Source organism: Azospirillum sp. UENF 211521, from assembly GCF_058780535.1.
Window position 1 is genome coordinate 964,253 of record NZ_JBSNCF010000001.1, and the last position, 21,299, is coordinate 985,551.

The window sequence follows — 21,299 nt, forward strand, 5'->3', positions numbered from 1 at the left end:
CGTGTGATTGTTCGGACTCCATTATGACGCCGAATTCATCACAATTTCGAAACTGACATCTCGAAAACGTTGAGGCCAATCCCGGGAGTTTGCGTGAAAACGCAGGCTTTCCAGGGCTTTGCGCGTCCTGATGGTTTCAAAAGGGCGGTTGGCACAGCGTTTGATGGTTAGACGTCTAAAAAAGATATCCCACCCAAACTCACAGAGGTGCTCGGGATGAGTGTGGCCGGAAACGAACTGTTCGAGCTTTCCCGGGGCGTCCTGGATGTCGCCTCCCGGAAGGTGTCTTTGATCGAAGACATCACCCGCCGCACCAAGATGCTGGCGATGAACGCCCTGATCGAAGCGTCGCGGGCGGGCGACGCCGGGCGGGGCTTCGCAGTGGTGGCGAACGAAGTCTCCGAGATTTCCAAGCAGGTGAACACCATCACCAAGGAGCTGCGGTCGGAGATCGTCTCCCGCGTCGATCACCTGACCACCACGGGCAGCGCCATGGTGCAGGAGATGCACGGGCGGCGTCTGGCCGACCTGTCGCTGAACATGATCGAGATCATCGACCGGAACCTGTACGAGCGGTCCTGCGACGTGCGCTGGTGGGCGACCGACAGCGCCGTGGTGGACTGCGCCGCCGACCCGACGGAGGTGAACCGCCAGCACGCCTCCCACCGTCTGAGCGTCATCCTGGAGTCCTACACCGTCTATCTCGACCTGTGGATCGCCGACCTGAAGGGCGAGGTGATCGCCACCGGCCGCCCCGGCCGCTACCCCGGTGCCCAGGGCGCCCGCGTGGGGGATGAGGGGTGGTTCCGTCAGGCGCTGGCCACGCGCAACGGCGGCGAGTTCACGGTGGGCGACGTGTCGCGCAACGGCCGCCTGGAGGACCGTGTGGTCGCCACCTACGCCACCGCGATCCGGCGCGGCGGCGAGGCGGACGGCGATCCCATCGGCGTGCTGGGCATCTTCTTCGACTGGGAGCCGCAGGCCGCGGCCGTCGTCCAGGGCGTGCGGCTGGAGGATGAGGAGCGCTCCCGTTCGCGCTGCCTTCTGCTCGACGCCCGGCACCGGGTGATCGCCTCCTCCGACGGGCGCGGCATCCTCAGCGAGACCGTCCAGCTCCGCCGCAGCGGGGAGAGCATGGGCCATTACGCCGACGGGACCGGACGCACCTACGGCTATGCCCTGACGCCGGGCTACGAGACCTACAAGGGGCTGGGCTGGTACGGGGTGATCGTGCAGGACCCGGACCCGCGCCAGCAACAGACGCCCGGGCCGGCAACCGCAGGTATGAATGGACGGATGGGAATGAACGGGGCCGGGCTTCACGGGTAAGGCTGGCATTCCCACCCTGCTCTGGTCATCGCGGCGGGTTTGCTTACACTTCGGGTCCGCCGCGTTGCTGGAGAGTTTCATGTCGTCCACCGCCCGCCGTCTTTACGTCCGCCGCGATACCTTCCCCATCGCGGGGACCTTCCGCATATCGCGCGGCGCCAAGACCGAGGCCGAGGTCGTGGTCGCCGAGGTGGTCGAATCCTGCAAGCGGGGCCGTGGGGAGTGCGTGCCCTACGCCCGCTACGGGGAATCGCTGGACGAGACGGTCAAGACGCTGGAGTCCCTGGCCGGGGCGGTGGCGGACGGGCTGGACCGCGAGCGGCTGCGCGCCCTCCTGCCGCCGGGGGCCGCGCGCAACGCGCTGGACTGCGCGCTGTGGGACCTGGAGGCCAAACAGGCGGGCAAACCGGCGTGGCGGCTCGCCGGGATGCCCGACGCGCCGAAGAAGCTGACCACCTGCTACACGCTGAGCGTGGACGAGCCCGCGGCGATGGCCGCCTCCGCCAAGGCGCGGGCGGCGGACCATCCGCTGCTCAAAATGAAGCTGACCGGGGAGGGCGACCTCGACCGCGTGCGCGCGGTGCGCGAGGCCGCCCCGGCCACCCGCCTGATCGTCGACGCCAACGAGGCCTGGACGCTGGAGATGCTCCGCCGCTTCGCCCCGGTGCTGGCCGATCTGGGGGTGGAGTTGATCGAGCAGCCGCTGCCCGCCGGCGAGGACGAGGCGCTGCGCGGCATCGATTGCCCGGTGGCGCTGGGCGCCGACGAATCCTGCCACGGGCTGGACTCGCTCAGCCGGTTGAAGGGCATCTACCGGGTGGTGAACATCAAGCTGGACAAGACCGGCGGTCTGACCGAGGCGTTGCTGCTGAAGCAGGCGGCGCAGGAGTCCGGCTTCGACATCATGGTCGGCTGCATGGTCGCCACCTCGCTCGCCATGGCGCCCGCTGTGCTGCTGGCCCAGGGCGCGCGCTACGTCGATCTCGATGGCCCGCTGTTGCTGGCCGAGGACCGCACGCCGGCCCTGCATTATGACGGCGGCACGCTGTGCCCGCCAGCCCCCGAACTCTGGGGATGAGCGTCCCGGCCGGCAACCTGCTGGCGGGCCTGCCGGACACTTCGCTTCCGGACGAACTTTTCACGACCCTGGCGGAAACCGCCGCGTCCTCCGGGGCGGTGCGCATCGAGCGCATCCTGTCCACCGGTCAGGCGACCCCCGACGGATTCTGGTACGATCAGGACTGGGACGAGTTCGTGCTCGTCGTCCAGGGCGCGGCCCGGCTGCAGCTCGACGGCGAGGCGGAGCGCGCTCTTGGCCCCGGCGACTGGATGATGATCCCCGCCGGGCGGCGGCACCGCGTGGCCTGGACCGATCCGACGGCCCCGACCGTCTGGCTGGCGGTGCACATCGGCGAGAAACAACCACCGGAAACACCGGGGCAGGGGGAGAACGCATGACCATCGACATCGCGCGCGCCCGCGCGGAGACGCCGGGCACCCGGCACGTCGTCCACTTCAACAACGCCGGGGCCGCCCTGCCGCCGCAACCGGTGCTGGACGCCGTGACCGCGCATCTGGCGCTGGAGGCCACCATCGGCGGCTACGAGGCGGCCGAGCACGCCAACGGCCGGCTGGAGGGCGTCTACGACTCCGTGGCCCGCCTGCTCGCCTGCTCGCGGGAGGAGGTGGCCCTGGCGGAGAACGCGACCGTGGCCTGGGGCATGGCCTTCAACGCGCTGGCCGCCCTGCCGGGGGACGGTTTCCGGCCCGGCGACCGCATCCTGACGGCGCGCGCCGAATACGCCGCCAACCTGATCCCCTTTCTGCAAGCCTCACGCCGCACCGGCGTGACGGTCGAGGTGATCCCCAGCGACGAGACCGGCCAGACCTCCGTCGCGGCGCTGGAGGCGATGATCGGGGAGCCGGGGAAGGGCCCGGTCCGGTTGATCGCCATCACCCACATCCCGACCAACGGCGGGCTGGTCAATCCGGCCGCCGCCATCGGGCGGGTGGCGCGGCGGCACGGCATCCCCTATCTGCTCGACGCCTGCCAGACGGTGGGCCAGATGCCGGTGGACGTCGAGGAGCTGGGCTGCGACTTCCTGTCGGCGACCGGGCGCAAGTTCCTGCGCGCGCCGCGGGGCACCGGCTTCCTCTACGTCCGCAAGGACTGGCTCGATCGCATCGAGCCGTACACGCTCGACCACAGCGGCGGCGCGCTGGCCGGGCCGGACCGCTACACCATGCGCCCCGACGCCCGCCGCTTCGAGATGTGGGAGAGCAACACCGCAGCCCGGCTCGGTCTGGGGGCGGCGGTGGATTACGCGCTGTCCTGGGGGCTGGAGGCGATCCGCGACCGCGCCTTCGCGCTGGCGGACAGGCTGCGGCACGGTCTGGGCGCGCTTCCCGGCGTGACGGTGCGCGATCTCGGGGCGGAGCGCTGCGCCATCGTCACCTTCACGGTGGATGGCCATGAGCCGCGGGCGATCAAGGCCGCTCTGCGCGGGCAGGGGATCAACCTCTCGGTGTCCTCCGCACCCTCGACCCCCTTCGACATGGAGGCCCGCGGCCTGACCGAGGTCGTCCGCGCCTCCCCCCACTACTACAACGACGAGGCGGAGGTGGAACGGTTGCTGGCGGCGGTGAAGGCGCTGTAGGCGCTACAGCACCGACTCCACGACGTCGGCCACCCCGTCCGCGTAGCGGTCCCAGGTCAGTCCGGCCAGGAAGGCGGCGCCCGCCCGCCCGATGGCCGCGGCGCGGGCGCGGTCGGCCCACAGACCCTCCAGCGCCGCGACGATCTCGTCCACGTCGCTCTCGCCCCAGCCGTCAGCGCCGAAATCGGTCCGGATGGTGCCTTGCCGGGTCAGCGGGACGCAGCGGTCCGCCCCGATCAGGTCGAGGTGCCCGGTGTTGGCCGACAGGATGGCGGGGATGCCGCAGGCCATGCATTCCATGGCGACGAGGTTGGTCCCACCCTCGCCGCGGTTGGGGAACAGGCCGACGTCGACCTCGCGCAGGATGCGGGCCATGTCGGCGTTGGGCACCGGGCCGAGGTCCATCACCTGATCGGGCGGCACGCCGTTGGCGACCGCCCAGCCCGCGCCGTCGAACTGCCCGTTGTCGTGGAAGGGCACCGGCGCCACGGCGGGGTTGGCCTCCAGCGAACGGGCGCTTTCCGGCCAGGGGTTGTGCCACGCCGTCAGCAGCAGCGCCTCGGGATGGCGCTCGGCGAAGGCGCGGAAGCCGAGCAGGGCGAGGTCCTGCCCCTTGCGGAACTCCGGCTTGCCGCCGGAGAAGACGACGAAGCGGTCCTTGAACCAGCCGATCTTGGGAGCCGGGTGGAAATGGGTGGGATCGACGCCCTGCAGCACCGTCCGCACCCGCCCGATCCCGGCGCCGGTCAGCACCCGCTCGACGAAGCTCGACCCGGCGACGATGGCCGCGCAGTGCTCCGCCCGCGCCCGGCCTTCCGCGTCGATGGCGCTGTCCTCCAGATAGCAGACGCCGACGGTGGGCTGGCCCTTCACCGTCACCCCCTCCACCGACCGGCTGCCGACGAGGTTGTTGCCGAGCCCGCGCAGCACCGGCACCGACACGCCGATCTCCTGCCCGGCGTGGGGCGCGATCTGCCGGCACAGCGCTTCGGATTCGCGGACGAAGCCGGCCATGCGCCGCCATTCCAGAGGGGACAGCGCGATGTCCTCCAGCCGCAACGGCAGCGAGCAGACCGGCACCAGCCGCCCGCTGCGCGTCCAGCTCAGCGCCAGTTGCAGCCCATTGACGCCCCAGCCGCTGTAGCTGGACAGGCCCCATTGGATGACGGTGGGCTGCGCGTTGGGCATGGGGCGTGCTCCGGGTTGGTGTTCCCTCTCCCCTCCGGGGAGAGGGTGGCCCGAAGGGCCGGTGAGGGGGATGCGCCTGGGCCGGACGTACCGCCACGCGCACCCCCTCACCCTAACCCTCTCCCCGGAGGGGAGAGGGGAAAAAGTTGAGGGGAGAGAGGAAAATCACCCGCGCCGTGCGGTGGGGGAGACGTCGCCTATGGATTCCGACACCGGGGCGTAGGGTTCGTCCATCAGCCCCTCGACCTTGGCGGCCATGATGAAGTCGTTCTCGTGCAGGCCCTTGATCTTGTGCGTCCAGAAGGTGACGGTGCAGTGGCCCCAGCCATAGAGGATCTCGGCGTGGTGGCCCTCCGCCTCGCACAGGTCGCCGACGCGCATCGCGAAGTGCTGCGCCTCGCGGAAGTTGGCGAAGCGGTAGTCGCGCTCCAGCCGGTCGGGGTCCGGCCTGATCGACCAGCCGGGGACCTGCACCAGATAATTTTCCGCCATGGCGCGGTCCATCGGGGGAATGCCGCCGCGGCAGGGTTCGCAGCTCTTTCCCGCCAGCTCCTGGTGTGTCGCCATCTCGCGTCCTCCGGTGTTGTTGGTCTGGACTCCTCGTTTTGAACAATGCTGGGGCCAAAGCCTCCCAAGGACAAGCCTCCCGGCGGCAAGCCTCACGACCAGCAAGGGACGCGCGCATGACGGACCTGCCCTTCGCCGATTACCAGCAGCCCACCAAGACCAGCGCCGGGCCGCGCCTCGCCATCGTGGGGGAGGCGCCGGGGGCGGAGGAGGCGCGGCGGGGCGTGCCCTTCGTCGGGCGCAGCGGCCAGCTCCTCGACGAGACGCTGAAGGCGGCGGGGGTGGAGCGGGCGGAATGCCTCGTCGCCAACGTCTTCCGCCACCAGCCGCCGGGCAACAAGGTCGGGCATTTCTTCGCCTCGCGCACCCGTGCCAGGAAGGAGGGGCGGGCGCTGGACGAGCGCTGGGGGCCGTTCGGCACCTCCGACTGGGTGCTGGCGGAGTTCTCCGGAGAGATCGAGCATCTGCAGCGGACGCTGGAGGGCTTCGCCCCCCGCGTCATCGTCGCGCTCGGCCGCACGCCGCTGTGGGCGCTGACCGGGCTGAACGGGATCATGCAGCTGCGCGGCACCGTCCAGCCGTGCCGCCTCGTGCCGGGGGCGGAGGTGGTGGCGACCTTCCACCCCAGCTACATCCTGCGCGGCCAGCTCGCCGAGCAGCCGACCTTCCTGGCCGACCTGAAACTGGCCGCCTCGCGGCTGACGGCCTGAGCGCCGTTACGCCCGCTCCGCGGCCTCGGCCAGACCGAGGAAGGCGGGAAGCTCGTGGATGATGACGTAGGTCGGGATGGGGGCCAGGAAGTCGCGCATCCGGCCCTTCTCCATGAAGCGCTTGCGGAAGCGGGAGTGGGTGAACAGGGTGCCCAGTTTCGGCACGATGCCGCCCGCGATGTAGATGCCGCCCCGTGCCCCCAGCGTCAAAGCGAGGTTGCCCGCCACGGTGCCGAGCATCGCGCAGAACATCTCCACCGCCTCCACGCAATGCGGGTTGGTGTTGGCGGTCGCGGCGTCGGACACCTGGGCCGGGGTGAAGGGTTCCGGCTCCTGGTGGTCGAGGACGCACAGCGCCTGATAGAGGTTGACCAGCCCCGGCCCGGACAGCACCCGCTCCGCCGACACATGGTCGAAGCTCTTGCGGAGCTGGGCCAGCACGGCGCTCTCGCGGTCGCTGACCGGCGCCATGGTGACATGGCCGCCCTCCGCGGCCAGCGCGGTCCAGCCTTCGGGACCGGGAACCAGCCCCGACACGCCCAGCCCGCTGCCCGGCCCGACCACGCCGACGACGCGGCCCGGCACCGGCGCTCCCTCGCCCACCTGACGGACGTCGGCGGCGGTGAGGCGGGGCACCGACAGGGCGACGGCGGTGAAGTCGTTGATGACGGCCAGCCGCTCCAACCCCAGCTTGCCGCGCACCTCGGCCGTGGAGAAGGACCAGCCGCGGTTGGTCATCAGCACCTCGTCGCCGGTCACCGGGCCGGCGATGGCGAAGGCGCCGCGGCTGGGCCGGGCGTCCGGCGGCATGCCGCCGAGATAGGCCAGCGCCGCCGCCTCCAGCGAGGGGAAGTCGGCGCAGCGCAGAACGCGCGAACCGTGGATGCCCGTGCCGTCGATCAGGCCGAAGCGGGCGTTGGTGGCGCCGATGTCGGCGACCAGGGTGACGGGGCCGGAAACGGCATTGCTGTCTGTGGTCATAGAATCAGTTTCACCCGTACGGCGCGCGCGTCAAGGCATCGACGTAGCTTTCCCGCCACCAGCCGATGTCGTGGCTGCGCAGGATGCGCATCATCGCGGCGTGGCGCTCCTTGCGCTCGGGCAGCGACATGGTCAGGGCGCGCTGCAGGGCGTCGGCCACCGCCTCGATGTCGAAGGGATTGACGATCAGCGCCGAATCGAGCTCCCGCGCCGCCCCGGCGAAGCTGGACAGCACCAGCACGCCGGGGTCGTCGGCGTCCTGGCAGGCGACATACTCCTTGGCGACGAGGTTCATGCCGTCGCGCAGCGGGGTGACCAGCCCGACATGGGCGGTGCGGTAGAAGCCGGCCAGCACGCGCCGCCCGAAGCTCTTGTTCAGGTAGCGGATCGGCACCCAGTCGAACTCGGCGAAGCGCCCGTTGATGCGGCCCGACAGCTCCGACAGCTCGCGCTTGATGGCGATGTATTCCGGCACGTCCTCGCGGCTCGGCGGGGCCACCTGGAGGAAGGAGACGCGGTTGCAATGCTCCGGATAGGTCGCCAGGAGCTGTTCGAAGGCCTGGAAGCGCTGCGGCAGGCCCTTCGAATAGTCCAGCCGGTCGACCCCGATGATCAGACGCCGCCCGACGAGGCTTTCCTTCAGCCGCTGGGTGTGGCGGGAACGCACGGCGGTCTCGGCGATGCCCACCAGATTCTCGGTGTCGATGCTGATGGGGAAGGCGCGGGCCAGCAGCGTGCGGCCGAAGGCGTGGATCAGCATGCCGCCCTCGGGGCCGCGGTCCTCGACCTCGCCGTCCAGCTCCTGCCGGATGTAGTCGGCGAAACCGCGCAGATCCACATGGGTGTGGAAGCCGACGAGGTCGTAGGCGCACAGCTCGCGGATCAGCTCCCTGTGATTCGGCAGGGCCACCAGGATTTCCGGGGCGGGGAAAGGCGTATGCAGGAAGAAGCCCATGCGCTGGGTGCAGCCGCGCTGGCGCAATTCCTCGCCGAAGGGGATCAGGTGATAGTCGTGGACCCACACCATGTCGTCGGGGCTGAGCAGCGGGACCAGCTTTTCCGCGAAATAGCCGTTGACCCGCTTGTAGCCTTCGCGCGTGCGGCGGCTGACCTCGATCAGGCCGACACGGTAGTGGAACAGCGGCCACAGAGTCTGGTTGGCGAAGCCGTTGTAATATTCCTCGAAGTCGCGGCGGCTGAGGTCCAGCGTCGCGTAGGTCAGGCGCCCGACGTCGGTGCGCCGGGGCTCGCTCTGCGACTCCTCCTCGACCACCGTGCCGCTCCAGCCGAACCAGATGCCTCCGGTCTTCTTCAGCGCGGCCAGCACGGCCACGGCGAGGCCCCCGGCGGCTTGCTTGCCTTCATCAATGGGGGCGACGCGGTTGGATACGACGACCAGTCTGCTCACGTGGGTGGTTCTCCGGTGCCGGACGGCCGCGTGGTTGGGCGGCCGAATGGCGCGTGTCGGGGCGCACCCCGGGACGCGCAGGGACAAAACGACCGTGTGGGGGGTTGGTTCCCTATCGGTCGAATGGGTTATGCCGAAGGGCCGGGGTGGGTTGGCGGACGCGCCGCCAGCCCCAGATTGTGCGGGAGCAGGACCGGGATTCTGTGTGCAATGCAGCATAAGCGGCTGTTTGCGCCACGACGAAGCTTTGTCTTAACTTTGGTTAAACCATTGAATGACATGCAAAAACATTTTCCCTCTTGATCCCTGAGCGGGACGTCATCATATTGTGCAGTGCGGCATTGATCGTGTCTGCGACACGGGCGGTGCCGTAACGCACTTCTTGGGCGTTTCCTCCCTAAACTCGGGCCGGGGCCTTTGCCCCGGCCTTTTTTTGTGCGCCGTCCAGGGCGGGGAAGGTTGGTCAGCGCGGCGCAAGGGGGCCGGGCGGCAGATGGGCGATGTTGTCGACCAACTCGTGCATGTGGCGGGTCAGCACGGTCAGGAAGGGCAGGCGCGACAGCGTCGCCTCGTCCATGTAGAGGTCGCGGCTGATCTCGATCTGGAGCGCGTGGATGCCCTGGCGCGGGCGCCCGTAATGGCGGGTGGTGTAGCCGCCGGCGTAGGGCGCGTTGCGGCTGACCGTATAGCCCAGGCCGCGCAGGAAGCGCTCCGCCGTCTCGGTGACCGCGGGTGCGCAGGAATTGCCGAAACAATCCCCCAGCACGATGTCGCTGCGCCGGTTGTCGCGGTCGCCCAACCCGGGGGAGGGCATGGAATGGCAGTCGACCAGCACCGCGTGGCCGAAGTGGGCGCGGGTGTCCTCGACCAGCCGGCGCAGCGCGGTGTGGTAGGGGGTGTAGCATTGCTCCACCCGGCGCACCGCTTCGGAAAAGCGCAGCTTGCCGCGGTAGATGTCCTCGCCGTTGGCGACCACCCGCGCGATGGTGCCCAGCCCGGCGGCGACGCGCGGCGAGCGCGTGTTGACGTAGGGCGGCAGGGCGTCCGCGAACATCTCCGGGTCCAGCTCGTAGGCCTCGCGGTTGACGTCCAGGAAGGCGCGGGGGAACAGCGCGCGGATCAGCGGAATGCCCAGCGCCGGGGCGCCCGCGAAGATCTCGTCGACGAAGCAGTCTTCCGACTTGCGCAACGCGCGCGGGTCGAGCCGCGCCGCCGCCAGGAACTCGGCCGGGTAGCGGTTGCCGCTGTGCGGCGAGGCCAGCACCAGCGGCTTGGTCTGTTCGTCCGGGGCCAGAAGCTCGAAGGCCGGCTCCGGTGTGGCGGCGTCGACGGATGCATCCATGGCATGTGATGTAGTGGACCCGGACGGCTCTGTCACGCACCGTCCCGCTCACGCCCCAACAGAGGGAGGGGCGGAGCGTCCCGTTGGCGGAAAAATACGACGGGTCCGTCGCCGGGCGGCAAAAAAGTGAAAACGAGGCTTGCCAGACCCCCGGGATGATGGTACACCCCACGCCCACGCCGGACGGGACGCAAGACGGATGCCGAACCCCGAACCGACCGGCGGCACGGATGGGCGCGTAGCTCAGCGGGAGAGCACTACGTTGACATCGTAGGGGTCACAGGTTCAATCCCTGTCGCGCCCACCATCCTCGAAGGCCGGAACCCAGACGGGTTTCCGGCCTTCGCCATATCCGGGCCTTGCCATTCCGCCGGGCCTCGCCATTCTTCTGGGCGGACGGCCCCCGCCCCGCCGGGCGAGGGCCTTGCCCGTCACGCCGCGTTGCGGTGCGGCGCCAAGCCGCGCGCCAGGGCCGCCAGATCACGCTCCAGCACCGACTGGTCGGCCTCCGGCAGGCTGAACTTCACGTGCAGCTGTCCCGGCTCGCAGGACTTCACCAGGAAGGGCACGGGGCGGGACAGGCCGGAGGCCCGCAGGGTGCCGGGCGTGCCAACCGTCATCATGGGCGCGTCCAGGATCATCGCACCGCCGGACGACAGGTTGACGATCCGCGCCGCCTTTCCCGTGCCGGCGCCGGCGCCGTCAATGGTGCAGGGCAGGTCGACCCGCAGGCGCGGCTTGTGGCGGCGGTCGACGTCGCTGGTCGCGGTTCGCACCACGCGAACCAGGACGCTTTGCAGGTCGTCGATGCTCCGCGCCACGTCGTCGGCGACGGCGCGCATGCCGCCGGCCCGCTCGCCGGTCTGGTTGGCCTCCTCCGACACCAGAGCGATCCGGCTGGACACCTCCTGGGCGGCGTGGCTGGTCTCGTTGACGGTGCGGGCGATTTCCCGGGTGGCGGCGTCCTGCTCCTCGACCGCCGCGGCGATGGAAGAGGAGATGTCCGACACCTGATCGATGCTCGCGGCGACCTCGCTCACCCGATCCACCGCCTGCCGGGTGACCGACTGCACGTCGGTGATCAGCGCCGCGATCTCCTCGGTGGAACGCGCGGTCTGGCTGGCCAGGTTCTTTACCTCCCCGGCGACGACGGCGAAGCCCTTGCCGGCCTCGCCGGCGCGCGCCGCCTCGATGGTGGCGTTCAGCGCCAGCAGGTTGGTCTGGCTGGCGATGTCGCCGATCAGCCGGGCGACGGCGCCAATGCGCTCCACCGCCGTCGACAGATGCGCGATGATCGCGCTGGCGGAGCCGGCCTTCTCCACGGCGCTCCCGGTCACCGCCACCGAGGCGGTCACCTGCCGGCCGATTTCCTGGATCGAGGCGGACAGCTCGTTGGCGGCGGCGGCGACCGTCTGGGCGTTGGCCAGGGCCTGGCTCGCCGCGGCCGCGACGGTCTGGGAGTTGTCGCTGACCATCCCGGCGGAGGCGGCCATCGCCTCGGCGTTGCCGGCCATCTCTCCGGCGTGCCGGGCCACCTGCTCAACGGCGGCGCGGGTCTCACGCTCCACCGTGTCGGCCATGGCGGCCAGCGCCTGGCGCCGCTCCTCCTCGCCGGCCTCGCGGGCGCGCTCCTGTTCGGCGCGCAGGCGCTCGTTCTCCAGGCCGGCTTCGCGGAAGACGCGCACGGCATCGGCCATCTGGCCGATCTCGTCGCGGCGCCCCTCGAATCCGACTTCCGCCCTCAGGTTGCCGGCGGCCATGCCGGTCATGGTCAGCCGCATCCGGTCGATCGGGCCGATCACCGCCCGGCGCAGGAAGACGATGGAGGCGACGATCAGGAGCAGCGCCGCGGCGGCGGCGGCGATCAGCAGGGTTTCCAGCGTGGCCGTGGCGGACTCGATGTCGGTCACCGCCGCATCGAGGCCGCCCAGACGCTCCTCGCGGACCTGCTCCATGGTGGAAAGGAGCCGCTCCATCTCCTTGTCCATGCTCTCGGCGACCGCGTCAAACTGTCCCATCATGGCGTTCCCCGCCGACGGGCCGCCCTCCACGTAGGTTTGGGACATGCGCCGGCCCAGCTCGTAGAAGGGCGGAAAGGCGTCGCGGGTGGCGGCGATGCTCCGCACCATGTCCGTCAAATCCAGTTCCTGGGCGATGGCGTGGGCGTTCTCGGCGTGCTGGGTGAAAGCCTTTGCGAACTCCTCGGCCTTGGCGGGCCCGTCATCCAGACCGTCCAGCCCGCGGGTCGCCGACACGTCCGTCAACCACTGCTGAACCTGCGCCACATCGTAACGGATGTTGGCGATCGACTCGCTCAGCGGCACGATCTTGCGGCTCACCGCGTCGACGGTCTGGCGGACGTGGGAGAGATGGCGCTCCTGCAGCGATGTTTCTTTCCCGACAAAGAACGTTGCGATCGCCATGACGGAAAAAACGAACACAGAGGTCAGCGTTGCCTTTCGTCTGATGGTCATGGCGTGCAAGACATTCATAACAATGCTCCATTCCATATATTGCCGAGTTCTGCCTGCGGGCGACGGCTGTTTCGATGGGACAATTCATTCAATCATGCATGAAATCAAGTTTATCGTTGTTCCTATTACGAACACAAGGGATGCGCTTTCCATATGATCGAGTCTTAAAACTGGCATGATGTGCTGGTTCTTGGTAATTGGACGCTCGACGGATGATGTTCGTTCAGGAAAATATTATTTGGTGTCATTGTTTTTTTTGTTTGTCGTTCAATGATCGGTATTTCCCGTCTGTGAGGCCTCATTTCATGTCTCGCCCCCGGTCATTCCGTTGCTGGCGCGCAAAGAAAAAGGCCCTCCCCCGCGAACGGGGAAGGGCCTCCGGAAAAGGGCCTGCGATGCGCGCCGGTTGACGCGCCGGCTTAGCCGGTGGTCTTCGCCTTGGCCTCGATGCGGCGGCGGTGCAGCACCGGTTCGGTGTAGCCGTTCGGCTGCTCGCGGCCCTTGAAGACGAGGTCGCAGGCGGCCTGGAAGGCGACGCTGCCGTCGAAGTCGGCGGCCATCGGGCGGTAGAGCGGATCGCCGGCGTTCTGCTTGTCCACCACGGCGGCCATGCGCTTCATCGTCTCCATGACCTGCGCCTCGCTGGTGATGCCGTGGAGCAGCCAGTTGGCGATGTGCTGGCTGGAGATGCGCAGGGTGGCGCGGTCCTCCATCAGCCCGACGTTGTTGATGTCCGGCACCTTGGAGCAGCCGACGCCCTGGTCGATCCAGCGCACCACGTAGCCGAGGATGCCCTGGGCGTTGTTGTCCAGCTCCTGCTGGATTTCCTCTTCCGACCAGTTGGGGCGGTCGGCCAGCGGGATGGTCAGGATGGCGTCCAGGCTGGCGCGCTCGCGGCGGGCCAGCTCCTCCTGGCGGGCGGCGACGTTGACCTGATGGTAGTGCAGGGCGTGCAGCGTGGCCGCGGTGGGCGAGGGCACCCAGGCGGTGTTGGCGCCGGCCTGCGGGTGGACGATCTTGGCGGCCAGCATGTCGGCCATGCGGTCGGGCATCGCCCACATGCCCTTGCCGATCTGGGCGTGGCCCTTCAGCCCGCAGAGCAGGCCGGTGTCGACGTTCCAGTCCTCATAGGCCTTGATCCAGGCGGACGACTTCATGTCGTTCTTGCGGATCATCGGGCCGGCTTCCATGGCGGTGTGCATCTCGTCGCCGGTGCGGTCGAGGAAGCCGGTGTTGATGAACACCACGCGCGCCGCCGCGGCCCGGATGCACTCCTTGAGGTTCACCGTGGTGCGGCGCTCCTCGTCCATGATGCCCATCTTCAGCGTGTTGCGCGCGATGCCCAGCGCGTCCTCGACGCGGGCGAACAGCTCGTCCGCGAAGGCGACCTCCTCCGGCCCGTGCATCTTCGGCTTCACGATGTAGACGGAGCCGGCGCGGCTGTTGAGGCGGGGGCCCTTGACGTCGTGCAGCGCGATCAGCGAGGTGATCATGCCGTCGAGGATGCCTTCCGGCGCCTCGCTGCCGTCGTTGAGCAGGACCGCGCTGTTGGTCATCAGGTGACCGACGTTGCGGATCAGCATCAGGCTGCGGCCGGGCAGGGTGATCGTCTCGCCGTTGCGGCTGGTGTAGCTGCGGTCGGGGTTCAGCCGGCGCTCCACCGTGCCGCTGCCCTTGGGGAAGCTGGCGGTCAGGCTGCCGGTCATCAGGCCCAGCCAGTTGCGGTAGGCCAGCACCTTGTCCTCGGCATCCACGGCGGCGACGGAGTCCTCGCAGTCCTGGATGGTGGTCAGGGCGGATTCGAGCACGAGGTCGGCGACGCCCGCCGCGTCGGTCTTGCCGATCGGGTGGCTGCGGTCGATGCGGATTTCCATGTGCAGGCCGTTGTCGGCCAGCAGGATGGCGGTCGGGGCGGACGGCGCGCCGTTGTAGCCGACCAGACGCTCCGGCTCGGCCAGGCCCGTGCTGCGGCCGTCCTTCAGCGCGACGACGAGGCGGCCGTTGTCCACCGTGTAGCCGGCGGCGTCGGCGTGCGACCCGTCGGACAGCGGGGCGGCGCGGTCCAGCACGTCGCGGGCGAAGGCGATGACCTTCTCGCCGCGCTTCGGGTTGTAGCCGGCGGTGCGCTCCGCCCCGTCCGTGTCGGGGATGGCGTCGGTGCCGTAGAGCGCGTCGTACAGGCTGCCCCAGCGGGCGTTGGCGGCGTTCAGCGCGTAGCGGGCGTTCATCACCGGCACGACGAGCTGCGGGCCGGCGGTCGTGGAGATCTCCGGGTCGACATTCTCGGTCGTCACGGCGAAGTCCGGGCCTTCCGGCAGGAGATAGCCGATCTCCTTGAGGAATTCGGTGTGGGCGGCGCGGTCCAGCGGCTGGCCGCGGCGGCTGCGGTACCACTCGTCGATCTGGGCCTGCAGCGCGTCCCGCTTGGCCAGCAGCGCGCGGTTGCGCGGGGCCAGATCGTGGAGGATCGCGTCAAGGCCCGACCAGAATTGCTCCGGCGTCACGCCGGTGCCCGGCAGGGCTTCGTTCTCGATGAAGCGGTGAAGCTCCGTGGCAACTTGCAAGCCGCCAACCTGAATGCGTTCCGTCACCATTGCTGCTCTTTCCTTCCGAAGTCGTAGACACCGCGGTTTTTCGGTTTGTCGTTCTTTGGCTGACGTTTTTTTCACCGCAATCCCGCTCCGGCGCGGTCCGTTCGGTCCGGTGTCCGGCGCGGGATTCGCGCGACAAGGTACACATTCGCGGCGTCGCGGTCTTCCCCGGAATTGACTTGGCGAATTGCCGCGCTACGGCGGTTGCGCGGGGAACTCCCCCAAAGGCCTGCCAGCACCTATGTTGGGTGGCATGAGCATATCCGGCCATGCACCCCCGGCGGCGGGCACGCCCGCGCGGGAGCCGCTGTCGGGGCTGGTGGAGCGGGTGACCTTCCACAGCCCGGAGACGGGATTCTGCGTGCTGCGGCTGAAGGTGCGCGGGCAGCGCGACCTCGTCACGCTGGTCGGCCACGCCGCCACCATCGGCGCGGGGGAGTTCGTGCAGGCCAGCGGCGTCTGGGTGAACGACCGCAACCACGGGCTTCAGTTCAAGGCCGACTTCCTGCGCGCCACCCCGCCGACCACGGTGGAGGGCATCGAGAAGTATCTCGGCTCCGGCCTGATCCGCGGCATCGGGCCGGTCTACGCGAAGAAGATGGTCAAGGCCTTCGGCGAGGCGGTGTTCGACGTGATCGAGCAGGAGCCGGACCGGCTGCGGCAGGTCACCGGCATCGGGCCGAAGCGGGCGCAGCGCATCATCGCCGGCTGGGCCGACCAGAAGGTGATCCGCGAGATCATGATCTTCCTGCACAGCCACGGGGTCGGCACCTCGCGGGCGGTGCGCATCTTCAAGACCTACGGGCCGGACGCCATCCGGCTGATCACCGAGAACCCGTACCGGCTCGCCCGCGACATCCGCGGCATCGGCTTCAAGACGGCGGACGCGGTGGCCGCAAGGCTGGGCATCGAGAAGACCGCGATGATCCGGGCGCGGGCCGGCATCGGCTACGCCCTGGCCGAGGCGACCGACCAGGGCCATTGCGGCGTGCCGGTGGCCGAGCTGATCCCCATGGCGGTGAAGCTGCTGGAGATCGACGCCTCGATTCTGGAAACGGCGGCGGAACTGGAGCGGCAGGACGGCGCGGTGGTCGCCGACAGCCTGGGCGGCGAGCCCTGCCTGTTCCTGGCGAGCCTGCACCGGGCGGAACAGGCCATCGCCGACCGGCTGCGCCGTCTGGCCGGCGGTCCGCTGCCCTGGCCGGAGATCGACGCGGAGAAGGCCATTCCCTGGGTCGAGGCGAAGGCCGGGATCACGCTGGCCGAAGGGCAGCGCGAGGCGCTGCGCCAGGCGGCGACGTCGAAGCTGCTGGTCATCACCGGCGGTCCGGGGGTCGGCAAGACGACGCTGGTGAACAGCATCCTGACCATGCTGAAGGCCAAGAACGTGTCGATCGCGCTGGCCGCCCCGACGGGGCGTGCCGCCAAGCGGCTGAGCGAGAGCACCGGCATGGAGGCGCGGACCATCCACCGCCTGCTGGAGACCGACCCGCAGGCCGGCGGCTTCAAGCGCGACGAGACCAACCCGCTGGACTGCGACCTGCTGGTGGTGGACGAGACCAGCATGGTCGACGTGCCGCTGATGAACGCCCTGCTGCGCGCCGTGCCGGGGCGGGCCGCCCTTCTGCTGGTCGGCGACGTGGACCAGCTGCCCTCGGTCGGGCCGGGGCAGGTGCTGGGAGACGTGATCGGCTCCGGCGCGGTGCCGGTGGTCCGGCTGACCGAGATCTTCCGGCAGGCGGCGACCAGCCGCATCATCGTCAACGCCCACCGCATCAACGCCGGCCAGATGCCGGAGATGCCGAAGGCCGGGGAGGACAGCGACTTCTACTTCGTCGAGGCGGCGACTCCGGAGACCGGGGTGGCGAAGCTGATCGAGATGGTCCGCGACCGCATTCCCCGCCGCTTCGGCGCCGACCCGGTGCGCGACGTGCAGATCCTCTGCCCGATGAACCGCGGCGGCCTCGGCGCGCGGTCGCTGAACATCGAACTGCAGAGGGTGCTGAACCCGCCGGGCGAGTCCCGAGTTCGAGCGATTCGGCTGGACCTTCGGCCCTGGCGACAAGGTCATGCAGGTCGAGAACAACTACGACAAGGAGGTCTACAACGGCGACCTCGGCATCGTATCCGCCGTCGATACCGAAGAAGGGACGCTGACCGCCACCTTCGATGGCCGTCCGGTGACCTATGATTTCGGAGAATTGGACGAGATCGTCCTCGCCTACGCGACGACGATCCATAAGAGCCAGGGGTCCGAATACCCGGTGGTCGTGATCCCGGTGGTGACCCAGCATTACACGATGCTTCACCGCAACCTGATCTATACCGGCGTGACGCGGGGCAAGCGGTTGGTGATCATGCTCGGCCAGCGCCGCGCGCTTGCCATGGCGGTGCGTGGGACGCTGGGGCGGCGGCGCTGGACGAAGCTGGGGGAATGGCTGTCGCCTCTATGACTCTTGGCGGAAGACAACCATGTCGGGATTTTGTCACAGGCGTATGCGCGCGGGGTTTGCGGCGCCTGCCCCGGTGTGCGGAGCATCCGTCGTCGCGCGCTGTGGAAAATTTCCTAAGCTGTTCAATTGACGAAAGAAACCGCCGTCTTTCCGAGGGCGGGGCAGGCGCGCGCGTCCAGGGTCCGCCGGGCGTGGCACCGGGCGCCTTCGGGACCGGTACCCCTTCCGAACGGACGGAGTTCCCCCTGGCCGAATGTCGCAGGAAAGGGCGTCTGGCCTTTGGCGTGCTTGACGGACGGCTCGTACCCTGTGACAAAGATAATTCGGCATCCTCTATGAGCTTGAAGACACATGTTCGACCGCCCGCCCCGCCAGGGCTACCGCGCTCCCGAGATCACCAAGGCCAACGTCACCGCCACTGTGAAGTGGTTCAACCCCACCAAGGGGTTCGGCTTCGTGTCACCCGAGGACGGTTCGCCCGACGCCTTCCTGCACGTCTCCGCGGTCCAGGCCGCCGGCTATGACGCGCTCGACGAAGGCGCGACCATCGTTTGCGACCTCGCCCGCGGCCCGAAGGGTCCGCAGGTTGCTTCCATCCAATCCGTGGACACCTCCACCGCGTCCCGTTCGGCCCGTCCGGCCCGTCCGGGCGGCGCCGGTGGCTTTGGCGGCGGCGGTTATGACCGTGGCGGCTACGGCGGCGGCGGCGGTTACGACCGCGGCGGCTGGGGCAACGACGCCGGCGGCGGCGAAGAGGTCGACGGCACCGTCAAGTGGTTCAACGCCGACAAGGGTTTCGGCTTCATCACGCCGAGCACCGGTGGCAAGGACGTCTTCGTCCATGTGAACGTTCTGCGTCGCTCCGGCATGCAGACGCTCCAGGAAGGCGATCAGGTGCGCGTGACCGTCCGCCAGGGCCAGAAGGGTCCTGAGGCCGGCAAGGTCGAGTACCGCTAAGCCCGTCTTCAGCCTCTGAAGAACGGACTTTGAAGACCGGCCGGGGCGCTTCCGCAGGGAGGCGCCCCGGTTCGTTTCCAGGGTCCTCTACGCGGCCAGACCCATGGCCTTCAGGTCATCCTCCACCGTGCCGATCGGCATGATGTTGTAGGCGTCGACCAGAACCTTCAGCACCGCCGGCGTGACGAAGGCCGGCAGCTTGGGGCCGAGGCGGATGTTCTTCACCCCGAGGTGCAGCAGCGCCAGCAGGACGGCCACCGCCTTCTGCTCGTACCAGGAAATCACCAGCGACAGCGGCAGCTCGTTGACGCCAACGCCGAAGGCGTCGGCCAGCGCCTGGGCGACCTTCACCGCGGAATAGGCGTCGTTGCACTGGCCCATGTCGAGCAGGCGCGGCAGACCGGCGACGGTGCCGAGGTCCTGATCGATCACCCGGAATTTGCCGCAGCCCAGCGTCAGCACGACCAAGTCCCGGGGGAGGGCGGCGGCCATGTCGGTGTAGTAGCTGCGGGCGCTCTCCGCGCCGTCGCAGCCGCCGATCAGGGTGAAGTGGCGGATGGCGCCGCTCTTCACCGCCTCGACCACCGGACCGGCGACTCCCAGCACGGCGTCGTGATGGAAGCCGACGGTGTGGTGGCGCTCCGGCGAACTCGTCGCCGAAGCCCTCGGCCGCCAGCGCCGCCGCGATGACGGGCGCGTAGTCGTGCCCCGCGATGTGGGTGACGCCCGGCCAGGCGACGAGGCCGGAGGTGAAGATGCGGTCGGCGTAGCCCGGCGCCGGCTGCTGGATGCAGTTGGTGGTCATCAGGATGGCGCCGGGGAAGGCGTCGAACTCGCCGCGCTGGCGCTGCCACGCGCCGCCGTAATGGCCGGCCAGATGCGGGTGCGCCTTGAGCGCCGGATAGCCGTGGGCGGGCAGCATCTCGCCGTGGGTGTAGACGTTGATGCCGGTGCCGGCGGTCTGCTTCAGCAGCTCCTCCAGGTCCTTCAGGTCGTGACCCGACACCAGGATGGCCTTGCCCCTGACGTGGCCCATCCGCACGGGGGTCGGCACCGGGTGCCCGTAGGTCCCGGTGTTGGCGCCGTCCAGCAGGGCCAGAACCGACACGCTCATCGCCCCGGTGCGCAGCGATAGCTCCAGCAGCCCCTCGACGGTCGGCGCGTCCTCGGCCAGGGCGGTCAGCGCCTCCGTCATGAAGGCGTAAACGCCTGGGTCCTCGCGGCCGAGCAGGCGGGCGTGGCAGGCGTAGGCGGCGGCTCCCTTCAGCCCGTACAGCACCAGCTCCTGCAGGCCGGCGAGGTCGGGGCCGTGCGCCGCGATCCGGCGGTCGATGGAAACCTCCCGGCCCTGGGCGATCAGTCCCTCCAGATCGGCGGCGGGCGCCCAGGCGGCGGGGCCGTCCAGCGTCCCGGGACAGCGCTCGGCGTGCAGAGCGCGCAGCTCGTCGCGCAGGGCCGCGGCGCTGCGCAGCAGCGTCTCCAGCCGGGCCGGGTCGAAGTTGACGTTGGTCACCGTGGTGAACAGGGCGTCCAGAACGAAGGCGTCCGCGTCGTTCCGGTGAATCCCCATCTTGCCCAAACGGTGCGCATACTGCGAGATTGCCTGGGCGGCGTGGACCAGCAGGTCCTGTAAAGCGGCGGTGTCGGGGGTCTTGCCGCAGGCCCCCTGGACGGTGCAGGCGGTGCCCCGCGTGGTCTGTTCGCACTGGTAGCAAAACATTCGGATGTCTCCCGCTGGGTGCGTGTCTCTGTTCGTTGAGCATCCTTGGGGGCGTCGGTGCGGGAGGGCTTGACCACGGTCAAGCCGGACGGCGCGGAACGGCAACCGCTGGTGCGGCGGAATGTCCTGTCCATCGGGAGACGGCACCGAGGGGAGGTTTGACGAGGTGAGGGAAGGCATGAGGAACGATCCGCCGGGCTTCCGGCCCCAGGACGCCGCGACGCTGCGGTCCAACGCGCTGTTCGGGCGGCTGCCCGACCGGTCGCTGGAGCTTCTCGTCAGCACCGCCCAGGTGCGCACGGTGCCGCGCGGCACCACCCTGTTCGTCCAGGACGAGGAGGCCGACCGTTTCTTCGCGCTGCTCGACGGCTGGGTGAAGCTCTACCGCCTGACCCGCGACGGGGCGGAGGCGGTGGTGACCATCGTCGCCCCCGGCGAGACCTTCGCCGAGGCCGCCATGTTCGCCAGCGGCAAGTTCCCGGTCTGCGCGGAGGCGGTCGCCGACTCGCGCGTCATGACCCTGACGGCGGAGGGCTTCGCCCGCTGCCTGCGCGAGGACGACCAGATCGCCTTCGCCATGCTGGGGTCGCTGTCGGTGCGGCTGCGCCACCTCGTCCAGCAGATCGAGCAGCTGCAGGTCCAGCCGACCGCCCAGCGGGTCGGCAGCTTCCTGCTGCGCTTCTGTCCGGAGGGTGGCGGCGCCACCAGCTTCGCTCTGCCCTTCGACAAGGCGCTGGTCGCGCGGCGCCTCGGCATGCAGCCGGAAACCTTCTCCCGCGCTCTGGCGAAGCTGCGCGGCGTCGGGGTTGAGACGCAAGGGGGAACGGTGTCCGTCGCCGATCTGGACGCGCTGCGCCGCTTCTGCAACGCCGAATCCGGCGGTGGCGACCACTGCGGCTGACGGCCGGGGCGCAGTCCTGGG

Annotated in this window: 15 protein-coding genes, 1 tRNA gene and 2 pseudogenes; 10 read left to right on the forward strand and 8 right to left on the reverse strand. The window is 69.3% G+C overall.

The annotated features are described in order from the left end of the window. The first annotated feature begins 216 nt into the window (after window positions 1-216). The 4 genes from ACWPN5_RS04460 to ACWPN5_RS04475 all read left to right on the forward strand — a co-directional run bounded on the left by ACWPN5_RS04460 (window position 217) and on the right by ACWPN5_RS04475 (window position 3,986). Complete coding sequence (locus ACWPN5_RS04460; protein ID WP_145689053.1) at window positions 217-1,329, forward strand: methyl-accepting chemotaxis protein; 1,113 nt, start codon at window positions 217-219, stop codon at window positions 1,327-1,329. Between the two features lie 79 nt (window positions 1,330-1,408). Then, window positions 1,409-2,407, forward strand: a complete 999-nt coding sequence (gene dgcA, locus ACWPN5_RS04465; RefSeq protein ID WP_492294465.1) for an N-acetyl-D-Glu racemase DgcA — start codon at window positions 1,409-1,411, stop codon at window positions 2,405-2,407. Next, window positions 2,404-2,787 carry a cupin domain-containing protein gene (locus ACWPN5_RS04470; RefSeq protein ID WP_492294467.1) on the forward strand — a complete coding sequence of 128 codons (384 nt, stop codon included), beginning with the start codon at window positions 2,404-2,406 and terminating at the stop codon, window positions 2,785-2,787. The genes dgcA and ACWPN5_RS04470 overlap by 4 nt, the downstream gene beginning before the upstream one ends. Further along, window positions 2,784-3,986 (forward strand): aminotransferase class V-fold PLP-dependent enzyme, encoded by a 1,203-nt coding sequence (locus ACWPN5_RS04475; RefSeq protein WP_492294469.1) that lies wholly within the window; start codon window positions 2,784-2,786, stop codon window positions 3,984-3,986. The genes ACWPN5_RS04470 and ACWPN5_RS04475 overlap by 4 nt, the downstream gene beginning before the upstream one ends. A 3-nt stretch (window positions 3,987-3,989) precedes the next feature. Here the strand turns inward: ACWPN5_RS04475 and ACWPN5_RS04480 are convergent, their stop codons facing one another. Together ACWPN5_RS04480 and ACWPN5_RS04485 are read right to left on the reverse strand one after the other, a co-directional pair. Then, the gene (locus ACWPN5_RS04480; RefSeq protein ID WP_492294471.1) at window positions 3,990-5,174 is read right to left on the reverse strand and encodes a glycosyltransferase; all 1,185 of its coding nucleotides are present in this window, start codon (window positions 5,172-5,174) and stop codon (window positions 3,990-3,992) included. Between the two features lie 165 nt (window positions 5,175-5,339). After that, window positions 5,340-5,741, reverse strand: coding sequence for a 4a-hydroxytetrahydrobiopterin dehydratase (locus ACWPN5_RS04485; RefSeq protein WP_492294473.1), 402 nt, complete (start codon window positions 5,739-5,741; stop codon window positions 5,340-5,342). A 116-nt stretch (window positions 5,742-5,857) separates the two neighbouring features. Here ACWPN5_RS04485 and ACWPN5_RS04490 point away from each other — a divergent pair, with 116 nt between their 5' ends. Next, on the forward strand, window positions 5,858-6,451 hold the full coding sequence (locus ACWPN5_RS04490; protein ID WP_492294475.1) for a uracil-DNA glycosylase: 594 nt from the start codon (window positions 5,858-5,860) through the stop codon (window positions 6,449-6,451). Between the two features lie 6 nt (window positions 6,452-6,457). Here ACWPN5_RS04490 and glk read toward each other — a convergent pair whose 3' ends face one another. From glk to ACWPN5_RS04505, 3 genes are all read right to left on the reverse strand, one after another. Next, window positions 6,458-7,432 carry a glucokinase gene (glk, locus tag ACWPN5_RS04495; RefSeq protein ID WP_492294477.1) on the reverse strand — a complete coding sequence of 325 codons (975 nt, stop codon included), beginning with the start codon at window positions 7,430-7,432 and terminating at the stop codon, window positions 6,458-6,460. A gap of 10 nt (window positions 7,433-7,442) precedes the next feature. Further along, the gene (gene otsA, locus ACWPN5_RS04500; protein WP_145689060.1) at window positions 7,443-8,840 is read right to left on the reverse strand and encodes an alpha,alpha-trehalose-phosphate synthase (UDP-forming); all 1,398 of its coding nucleotides are present in this window, start codon (window positions 8,838-8,840) and stop codon (window positions 7,443-7,445) included. 463 nt (window positions 8,841-9,303) lie between these two features. Next, window positions 9,304-10,182 (reverse strand): N-formylglutamate amidohydrolase, encoded by an 879-nt coding sequence (locus ACWPN5_RS04505; RefSeq protein ID WP_492294479.1) that lies wholly within the window; start codon window positions 10,180-10,182, stop codon window positions 9,304-9,306. A gap of 232 nt (window positions 10,183-10,414) precedes the next feature. On the opposite strand from ACWPN5_RS04505, the gene ACWPN5_RS04510 reads away from it, so the two are divergent. Then, window positions 10,415-10,489 (forward strand) — tRNA-Val (locus ACWPN5_RS04510). Window positions 10,490-10,613: 124 nt separating this feature from the next. Here the strand turns inward: ACWPN5_RS04510 and ACWPN5_RS04515 are convergent. Next, the gene (locus tag ACWPN5_RS04515; protein ID WP_492294481.1) at window positions 10,614-12,605 is read right to left on the reverse strand and encodes a methyl-accepting chemotaxis protein; all 1,992 of its coding nucleotides are present in this window, start codon (window positions 12,603-12,605) and stop codon (window positions 10,614-10,616) included. Window positions 12,606-13,075: 470 nt separating this feature from the next. Continuing rightward, window positions 13,076-15,247, reverse strand: coding sequence for a malate synthase G (locus ACWPN5_RS04520; RefSeq protein ID WP_492296352.1), 2,172 nt, complete (start codon window positions 15,245-15,247; stop codon window positions 13,076-13,078). A gap of 253 nt (window positions 15,248-15,500) precedes the next feature. Between ACWPN5_RS04520 and recD2 the strand changes: the two are divergent. From recD2 to ACWPN5_RS04535, 3 genes and pseudogenes are all read left to right on the forward strand, one after another. Beyond that, a pseudogene (gene recD2 / locus ACWPN5_RS04525) lies at window positions 15,501-17,213 on the forward strand (SF1B family DNA helicase RecD2); the annotation flags it as partial. A gap of 103 nt (window positions 17,214-17,316) precedes the next feature. Then, on the forward strand, window positions 17,317-17,700 hold the full coding sequence (locus ACWPN5_RS04530) for an ATP-dependent DNA helicase (RefSeq protein ID WP_492294483.1): 384 nt from the start codon (window positions 17,317-17,319) through the stop codon (window positions 17,698-17,700). 351 nt (window positions 17,701-18,051) lie between these two features. Then, window positions 18,052-18,657 carry a cold-shock protein gene (locus tag ACWPN5_RS04535; RefSeq protein WP_145689062.1) on the forward strand — a complete coding sequence of 202 codons (606 nt, stop codon included), beginning with the start codon at window positions 18,052-18,054 and terminating at the stop codon, window positions 18,655-18,657. Window positions 18,658-18,744: 87 nt separating this feature from the next. On the opposite strand, the pseudogene hcp reads toward ACWPN5_RS04535, so the two are convergent. Further along, window positions 18,745-20,377: pseudogene (gene hcp / locus ACWPN5_RS04540) on the reverse strand (hydroxylamine reductase). A gap of 178 nt (window positions 20,378-20,555) precedes the next feature. Here hcp and ACWPN5_RS04545 point away from each other — a divergent pair. After that, window positions 20,556-21,278, forward strand: a complete 723-nt coding sequence (locus tag ACWPN5_RS04545; RefSeq protein ID WP_145689064.1) for a Crp/Fnr family transcriptional regulator — start codon at window positions 20,556-20,558, stop codon at window positions 21,276-21,278. Window positions 21,279-21,299: the final 21 nt, after the last annotated feature.

Bases quoted from the DNA above. Each gene is read 5' to 3' on its own strand.
- ACWPN5_RS04460 (WP_145689053.1), top strand. From the start codon at position 217: ATGAGTGTGGCCGGAAACGAACTGTTCGAGCTTTCCCGGGGCGTCCTG.
- dgcA (WP_492294465.1), top strand. From the start codon at position 1,409: ATGTCGTCCACCGCCCGCCGTCTTTACGTCCGCCGCGATACCTTCCCC.
- ACWPN5_RS04470 (WP_492294467.1), top strand. From the start codon at position 2,404: ATGAGCGTCCCGGCCGGCAACCTGCTGGCGGGCCTGCCGGACACTTCG.
- ACWPN5_RS04475 (WP_492294469.1), top strand. From the start codon at position 2,784: ATGACCATCGACATCGCGCGCGCCCGCGCGGAGACGCCGGGCACCCGG.
- ACWPN5_RS04480 (WP_492294471.1), bottom strand. From the start codon at position 5,174: ATGCCCAACGCGCAGCCCACCGTCATCCAATGGGGCCTGTCCAGCTAC.
- ACWPN5_RS04485 (WP_492294473.1), bottom strand. From the start codon at position 5,741: ATGGCGACACACCAGGAGCTGGCGGGAAAGAGCTGCGAACCCTGCCGC.
- ACWPN5_RS04490 (WP_492294475.1), top strand. From the start codon at position 5,858: ATGACGGACCTGCCCTTCGCCGATTACCAGCAGCCCACCAAGACCAGC.
- glk (WP_492294477.1), bottom strand. From the start codon at position 7,432: ATGACCACAGACAGCAATGCCGTTTCCGGCCCCGTCACCCTGGTCGCC.
- ACWPN5_RS04505 (WP_492294479.1), bottom strand. From the start codon at position 10,182: ATGGATGCATCCGTCGACGCCGCCACACCGGAGCCGGCCTTCGAGCTT.
- ACWPN5_RS04515 (WP_492294481.1), bottom strand. From the start codon at position 12,605: ATGGCGATCGCAACGTTCTTTGTCGGGAAAGAAACATCGCTGCAGGAG.
- ACWPN5_RS04530 (WP_492294483.1), top strand. From the start codon at position 17,317: ATGCAGGTCGAGAACAACTACGACAAGGAGGTCTACAACGGCGACCTC.
- ACWPN5_RS04535 (WP_145689062.1), top strand. From the start codon at position 18,052: ATGTTCGACCGCCCGCCCCGCCAGGGCTACCGCGCTCCCGAGATCACC.
- ACWPN5_RS04545 (WP_145689064.1), top strand. From the start codon at position 20,556: ATGAGGAACGATCCGCCGGGCTTCCGGCCCCAGGACGCCGCGACGCTG.